The organism is Streptomyces sp. NPDC055078, from assembly GCF_053607985.1.
This window is the reverse complement of the sequence record NZ_JBSGUP010000451.1, coordinates 1-6,719: the sequence shown is the minus strand read 5'-3', so window position 1 is coordinate 6,719 and position 6,719 is coordinate 1. Positions and strand designations below refer to the sequence as shown.

Below are 6,719 nucleotides of genomic sequence, written 5' to 3'. Positions count from 1 at the left end.
CGTCTCACCGACGGGCCCCGGCCCCGTTCCGGGCTGGGAAGGAGACGGACGCCGTGGCCCGCCCCATGAACCGACTGCCCCAAAGCAACGACCCCCTCGTGGCCTTCGCCCGCGACCTCCAGGCACTGCGCAAGAAGGCCGGCACCCCACCGCTCGCGACGATGTCCCAGCACTGCGGTATCTCGGCCGCAACCCTCTCCAACGCCCACAGCGGCAGGAAACTGCCCACCTGGCAGACCGTCAACGGCTACGTACTGGCCTGCGGAGGCGACCCCGAGGAATGGAGCCTGCGCTGGGAGAGCCTGCGCTTGAAAACCGCCGGGATCCCAGGCGACCTGTACCGCGACGCACTGCGCCGCTGGGAGCGCACCAGCACCCTCACTCCCTCTCCCGTCACCGATGAAAGCGAACTTCGGCTCCTGCTCCAGACACTTCTGGACTTCAACGGGCTCAGCCACCGCAGCCTCGCCCGGCAGGCACCGGGCTACTCCCACGTCACCTACGGTGCCGTTCTGCGCGGCACCCGCCCGATCCGGGCGAAGATCCTCTACCAAATCCTCATCGGCTGCGGCGTCCACTCGATCCGCAGTCAGGAGGCATGGTTCCGAGTCCTCAGCGGCATCTCCTGGAACGAGGGACTGGAAGCGGGCAAACTACTCGCCCGGATACAGCCGAAGTACCGGTACGCCGGGGACATCGACCTGAAGGCGATCAAGACCGTGGTCCGGCGGATCGAGCAGAGCCGTGGGCCTCTTCTCACCGACGCCCCCTGGCGTGACCACATCGACGAACTGCGCAGCATGTTCGAAACGGTACTCACCCTGCTGCTGAGAGCCCTGAAGAACGCGGAAACCGACCTGCCCTTCAACGAGGCAGGCAGCAGTCTTCGCCACGTGGAAGCGCATCTGTTCAGTCACAGCGTTCCCCACGCACCCGCCATCAACGCTCTCGTGCTCCTCGCACTTCCCTTTCACCGACAGCTCCAGACCCGGGTCACGATGGCACTCAAAAATGCCGGCGACCTGCTGAGAAAGGCAGAGAACGGTGACCTCGAAGTGCGTGACCAGGACGGCGTCCGCTACCGCCTCACCCCGCTTCCCGCCGCCCCGCCCAAACCCCGACAGGCCCAGAGCGAAGGCACGGTGAGCGACCACCCAGAGCGGCTGCCGTGCGCCCCGCGCTGCGGGGAATGCTCCGGTGGTGGTTGACCGGTGCCGACCTTCAGATCGATCAAGCTGCCGGGCTCCTCGGAGGGCTCCGGGTCGCGGTGGTACGGACCGGCGCCACGGCGTTCGCAGCTTCTTTCACTCGCGCCACATCAGTCGCAGCGATTCCCGTTCGGACGGAACCGTCCTGAACGGGCAGACCGGAGCAGGAGCCTGAGGGGGAACCCGGCCCCAAGGGCTAGCGGATTCACTGCCGGGTGCCGTCTACCCGATCAGGACGTCAATGATGTCCTGGTCAGGCATGACGTCTTCGCTGACGGTCCAGGGCTGATGCCCTTCAGCCTGGCAGGTGACCCACAAGCGGACCGGCTGGTTGACCCACTTCTGCCACCACCGGCGGCGCTCGTACCAGCGCGGCACGAGCGTGGGGTCCATGGCGACCATCCGGGTCTCGTTCAGCTCCAGCGGGAACACTCCCGCCTTTCGGCCGTCGTGGGACGCGTCGCCAGCACCTGGCAGGAACCGCAGTGGTCCCCAGATGACCGCAGCGAGGTCCTCTGGGCTCGGCCCCCCGGCCAGCTGATGCCCGTGGTTATCGCTCTCGTCACGGATCGTCAGTTCCACCCGTTCGAGTCGCCCCAATGAGGTTGGGCCCGTGAACAGAACCGTCAGCACCGGGCTGTGAAGACCGTCGATCGTGAAAGTAAGGCGGGGCTTCATATCAGCGTGCCACCGGTCCCGCTCAATGGTTGCGACAGCCTCAGCGGCACGGGCTGCTTGCTCCGCCGTCTGAGCAGCCCGTTCGGCCGTCCCCGCAGCCCGTTCGGCTGTCTTCATGGATCGGTAGGCGATCACACAGGCTGCCACCGCCGCAACCCCAACGATCGCGGAAATGCCGGACTCTATGTAGTTCATGCCGGACGGTATCGCGCCCGGACTGCGACCAGGGCGGCAGAGGGGGCATCGTCTGCCCGCCGACCGGGCAGCGTCGTGGCCCCGGCCCGGTGCCGGGGCCGTCGACAGTCGCACCGCCGTCCGGGCCGGGCGGTCCGGGGCGGCGGCCGCGACAAATCCTGTTCCGGTGCCAGTCAGCTGGTGTCCACGGAGGTCCGGCGTTGTTCGTCGAGGGTGGCCTGGACGGTCGCCAGGAGTGCGTCGGCTTGGCGGTCGCCGGCGTGGCGTGCGGCTTCGGCCTGGCGGTGTCCGGCGCTACGGGTGAACCATCCGGTCACCGCGCCGCCGGCTACTGCGGATCCGGCGGCTATCAATGCGATCCCCCACTGGCTCATGCTGAGGATTGTCGCCCATCCCGGGGCCGGACGCGGAGCGGGCTCATCCGTGGCCGCGGGGCCGCATCGACCTGCCCGGTGGTACGTCGGTCGTTGCGGGGGTGGTTTTGGGGACCCAGTGGTATTCGTGTGCTGCGAGGGTTTCCCGTTCCCAGGCCCAGATCAGGCGGGCGCCTTCCTGGACGCGGGAGGGGTCCTTGCCGCTGCCGGAGGCGAGGAACTTCAGGAGCGGGCCGGCCGCGGGCTTGCCACTGTCGCAGGCCCGGCACAGCTCGAGCCGGACCGGGACACCGAGGCTCCCCACGGGCCCTTTCGCGCTGATGGTGAGTTGCCCGCCGCACCGGGAGCACGGCGGGAGTTCGGGTGCCCGCTCGATCCTCTGTCTGACCATCGGGACCTCCCATGTGGTTTGGGGGTCATCTAACGCCGGACGTCCGTGCGGGGTCTACGGCCGTGCACGGTCTGTCGGCCGGCCGACCGGGACGCGCCGGTCACCACCGCGGAACCTCCAGGCGAGGCTGCGCCGCACGTCTCCGGCGTGGGCGTCCTGCAGTTGCCCGAACCTGCACATGCCCACCACCCCGAAGGAGTACGAATGCCCGGCAACGAGCAGCAGCGCCCAGGCCCCTGGTTGTACTCCAGCGGCACATGATCCCGCCTCGGCCACGACCCGGTCTCTATGGAGAGAGGCGACAGCTTCGAGGGCTCAATCAAAGCCGCCGGCTTCGCATCGTGGTTCGGCGCCGGCAAGCTCCATAAAACCCCGCTCACCATGGCCGTCTACTTCCGGCTGTAATGCTCCGCCCCTGCCGGACACAGACGAGGTAGAGGACGCTTGTGACCGGTAGCAGGGGGTGGGGTGTGGACGACGACGAATGGGACGGGTTCGAGGTGGCCTACCGGGCTGCCTACGGTCCCGTGTTGCGGTTCCTGAGACGGAGGCTGCCGTCAGGTGATGCCGAGGATGCCGCCGCCGAGGTGTTCACGGTGGCCTGGCGCCGTTGGGGCGACAGGCGGGGAGCGCCGCTGCCCTGGCTCTACGGAATCGCCCGAAAGGTCGCCGCGAACCATCGGCGGGCCTATGGTCGGGCGGAACAGCTGGGGAAGCGCCTGGAAGTTTGGGCCACCGAGAGTGCGGAGGCATCCGCCGAGGACGCAGTGCTCGATCGGCTGAGCGCTGCTGGCGCCCTGGCCAGGTTGTCGGCGACCGACCGTGAGGTCCTGCTGCTGGTGTCGTGGGACGGACTGGATGCGGGCGACGCCGCCAAGGTGATGGGACGAAGTCGTACGGCATTCGCCGTCCAACTACACCGGGCCCGCGTCCGGTTGGAGCGAATACTGGCTCATGCCGGACCGGCGCCGGTGCGGGAGCAACCCGTGGCGGCGGAAGGGAGCAGACGATGAAGTGGGACGTGGAGGCAGTGAGGGCACTGCTGCCCCTGGACGATGACCCCACCCTGAAGCACGCGGACGCCACTGCGGGGCTGCCTGAGCGGGCCGAGTTGGAACTCGCCGTGCTCCGGGGCTCAAGAGCGCGGCAGCGGTCCGTACCGGCACGGAGGGGGCCTGGGCGCAGGAGTGTGCTGAGCGCCGCGACGGTCACCGCGGGTGCGTTGTTCGTGGTGCTGAACGGCGGACTCCCCTGGCCTGGGAAGGGAGACGGGGCGGCGTCGGCAGCGGTAACGCCTCCCGTGCTGTCCTTGTCGCCGGTGCCAGGGGCTCCAGCAAGGTATCTCCAGGAGATGGCCGAGCGGGTGGAGGATCTGCCCGAGGGCCCCTCGAATCCGTCCGGTCCCTCCGGGGGCAGCTATCAGTACTCCAAGACCTGGGGATGGACCCTGGATACCGCAGGTGATGTGCCAGGTGGGATCGCTCATGCGGCCGTGCCGACCGTGACCGAGTCCTGGGTCGACACGCAACGCGCTGGGCGGAAGCGCAGCACCTACGGGGAGCCGATCTTTCCCGATCCAGACCAGGAGCGGGAGGCTCGGAATGCCGGGCTCGTCTCAGGGAAGACGGTGAGTGACACCCGGTACGGGACCGGTCGGTTCCCCGGTGGATCCCCCTGGCAGGAGATCGGGCCCTTCGCGGAGAATCCCGATCGCTTGTTGCAGCAGCTCAAGACGGTGAACTGGGAAGGTGGCCAGATCGTCGTCGGGGTGGCGGACATGCTCGACTACGAGTCGGGATCCGGTCCCCTGTCCCCGGGCCTGCGAGCCGCGGCCCTGCGCGTGCTCGCGGACACTCCGGGCGTGCGGGTCTCGACCACCACCACCTGGAAGGGAAGTGAGGTGGTCGCGGTGACCCAGGAAGAGGTCTGGGAGGGCAGCACAATGCGGACTTCCGTGTTCTTCGACCCCGGGACCGGCTACCCGATAGGGAGGGAAGAAGCCCTCTTCGGCAATCCGCGCAAGCTGAACATCCGGGTTCCAGCCACGCTGGTAGTGAACGAGACGGTGCAACGCGGGACCGTGTCCGCCTTGAACGAGAGGCCCTGAAATGGTCGAGCGAAAGCGGGAACGCCCCTCCGGATTGAACACACTGTCCCTCCCGGGCCCTGAGCCTGTCGACCCGGTGCCCCCGAGAGAGCGTCTGGTAGGGGATGTGCGCAGCGGTGTCGAGCAGCGTCGCTATCGCCTCGGCATGCTCTTCCCGGAAGTCGCCACAGTGGAGAGCCAGTACGGACTGTCGGGGGACGAGGTCAGGGCCGCCATCAAACAACTCCGCGACGATCAAGTACTGCAACTTCACGATGAGTATCAAGACACCTACTTCATCGCTATCGGTGACGGTGCCCCGATTCAAGAACCATCGAGATCCGACCTCGCCGCCCAGATAGCCGAGCTGACCACTAGAGTCCAGAAACTCAGTGATCGGGTCCAGGCTCTGGAATCCATGCGCACGACTCGGGGAGACGGGTGATCCTCGGCACGCGATAGTGGCGATCAAGTCGCTGAAAGACCGAGTCAGCAGCCGGAATTGAATTGATCTGCTGGGGCAGCCGGTATGAACCGCCTGCCCCAGCGGCTCACCCTCGTCGGCCGTGCCCTAAATCCGGCAGGCCCTGAAGCTGCTGAACTTGTTGTCGTGGAAGGAGTCCAGCTCCGAGATCTTGGTGTACGGAGGTACGCGGAGCACGTGCCCCGTGAACCAGTCGTGGAACATGGTCAGCTTCATCCCCCAGAAATCGATGTTCCTCGTCGTGTTGACGATTCCTGTGGTCTTGTCGTTGAACCCGTAGTCCGCGAAGTTGATGCCAGTGGAGCAGTGTGCGTGATTCCACTGGAGCCGACGGCCTTCGAATCTAGGGAGCTGGTAGAAGCAGTACCAGCGGTTGTCATTGTCGCCCGCCGGGCATCCATTCCAGTTGGCTGCCTCGGCCTGGACAGCTGCCATCTCGGCTGCGGATACGCCGTCAAGGGCGAGGGCTGCCTCGGTGGGCCCGGGTGCGGCGGCTGCACCAGGAAGGGGCAATGCCATGATCACCTCTCCGCCGTCCCAGGAAATCTCGTTCGCGCTGATCTGTACAGCGCCATTACTGGTCTCGGCGATGGTGGCGTCGATTTCTGCTTGTAGGTCTAGGCGCTGTTGGCTCGTCAGGCTCTGGACTTCACTACGGCTGTCCCCTGCCGCTACGGGCGGCAGCGACAGCAAAGCCCCCGCGGTGGCGTTGGGGGCGCCCATGACCAGCGACGAAGCAGTCAGAGCGATCCCCAAGACTAAGGATGCTGTCGAAAAACGGATGGATCTACTCACAGTTTCGTTCCCCTCGGGTCGATGACCGTTGCACTGTACGGGGACCTGAGTGATTTCTGGGAGGTGCTGTGCAGAATCCCTGAAAAGTGAGAAAGGAGGTTCCAGCGGTAGATCATATTCCATTTTCTGGCGAGGAGGGTCGTGACCTTCCGCCCCTTCGCAGTCCGCCGCTACTGTCCCGAGTCGCTAGAGGCTGTCTCATGTGGTGATGTTGTGAGGTGGGGCATCATTGCTCTTTGTGGTTGATGATCTGTCGCGGCGGCTGGTTCCTGACGGGTTGTGGGATCTGGTTGCTGCTCGTAGAGCGTCGGATCCCCCAGGTAGCCGCCCGGCCTTGTACCGCGTTCGTAGCGCAGGGCCAGGTCGGCAAACGCTTCAAGCTGCTGTCGCATCCAGTCTCGATCCACGGCCGCATCCTAGGAGCGGGCTCTGACATTCCCTGTTCCACCGGCTCGCCAAAGCCAGGAGCAGCGGCAAGGGCCCGAACCCAGAGAGCGGTTCGGGCCCT

General features: G+C 66.4%; 8 protein-coding genes. 4 read left to right on the top strand and 4 right to left on the bottom strand.

Annotated elements, in window-relative coordinates; all coding sequences use genetic code 11:
• On the top strand, positions 1 to 1,208 hold a 1,208-nt coding region (locus tag ACWF94_RS29035; protein WP_453494835.1), incomplete at its 5' end, for a hypothetical protein.
• Between the two features lie 222 nt (positions 1,209 to 1,430).
• Here ACWF94_RS29035 and ACWF94_RS29030 read toward each other — a convergent pair.
• The 3 genes from ACWF94_RS29030 to ACWF94_RS29020 form a co-directional block, all read right to left on the bottom strand.
• Positions 1,431 to 2,081: a hypothetical protein gene (locus tag ACWF94_RS29030; RefSeq protein ID WP_453494832.1), complete on the bottom strand. Its 651-nt coding sequence runs from the start codon at positions 2,079 to 2,081 to the stop codon at positions 1,431 to 1,433.
• Positions 2,082 to 2,254: 173 nt separating this feature from the next.
• Complete coding sequence (locus ACWF94_RS29025) at positions 2,255 to 2,455, bottom strand: hypothetical protein (protein ID WP_453494829.1); 201 nt, start codon at positions 2,453 to 2,455, stop codon at positions 2,255 to 2,257.
• A 43-nt stretch (positions 2,456 to 2,498) separates the two neighbouring features.
• Positions 2,499 to 2,846, bottom strand: a complete 348-nt coding sequence (locus ACWF94_RS29020; protein WP_453494826.1) for a DUF6300 family protein — start codon at positions 2,844 to 2,846, stop codon at positions 2,499 to 2,501.
• Positions 2,847 to 3,316: 470 nt separating this feature from the next.
• Here ACWF94_RS29020 and ACWF94_RS29015 point away from each other — a divergent pair, with 470 nt between their 5' ends.
• From ACWF94_RS29015 to ACWF94_RS29005, 3 genes are all read left to right on the top strand, one after another.
• Positions 3,317 to 3,859 carry an RNA polymerase sigma factor gene (locus tag ACWF94_RS29015; protein ID WP_453494823.1) on the top strand — a complete coding sequence of 181 codons (543 nt, stop codon included), beginning with the start codon at positions 3,317 to 3,319 and terminating at the stop codon, positions 3,857 to 3,859.
• A 338-nt stretch (positions 3,860 to 4,197) separates the two neighbouring features.
• Positions 4,198 to 4,953, top strand: coding sequence for a hypothetical protein (locus tag ACWF94_RS29010; protein WP_453494820.1), 756 nt, complete (start codon positions 4,198 to 4,200; stop codon positions 4,951 to 4,953).
• Positions 4,954 to 5,059: 106 nt separating this feature from the next.
• Positions 5,060 to 5,377: a hypothetical protein gene (locus ACWF94_RS29005; RefSeq protein ID WP_453494817.1), complete on the top strand. Its 318-nt coding sequence runs from the start codon at positions 5,060 to 5,062 to the stop codon at positions 5,375 to 5,377.
• Between the two features lie 126 nt (positions 5,378 to 5,503).
• Here ACWF94_RS29005 and ACWF94_RS29000 read toward each other — a convergent pair whose 3' ends face one another.
• The gene (locus tag ACWF94_RS29000; protein WP_453494814.1) at positions 5,504 to 6,172 is read right to left on the bottom strand and encodes a hypothetical protein; all 669 of its coding nucleotides are present in this window, start codon (positions 6,170 to 6,172) and stop codon (positions 5,504 to 5,506) included.
• Between the last annotated feature and the right edge of the window lie 547 nt (positions 6,173 to 6,719).

Coding starts and splice junctions, on each gene's coding strand:
- ACWF94_RS29030 (WP_453494832.1), bottom strand. CDS start 2,081: ATGAACTACATAGAGTCCGGCATTTCCGCGATCGTTGGGGTTGCGGCG.
- ACWF94_RS29025 (WP_453494829.1), bottom strand. CDS start 2,455: ATGAGCCAGTGGGGGATCGCATTGATAGCCGCCGGATCCGCAGTAGCC.
- ACWF94_RS29020 (WP_453494826.1), bottom strand. CDS start 2,846: ATGGTCAGACAGAGGATCGAGCGGGCACCCGAACTCCCGCCGTGCTCC.
- ACWF94_RS29010 (WP_453494820.1), top strand. CDS start 4,198: ATGGCCGAGCGGGTGGAGGATCTGCCCGAGGGCCCCTCGAATCCGTCC.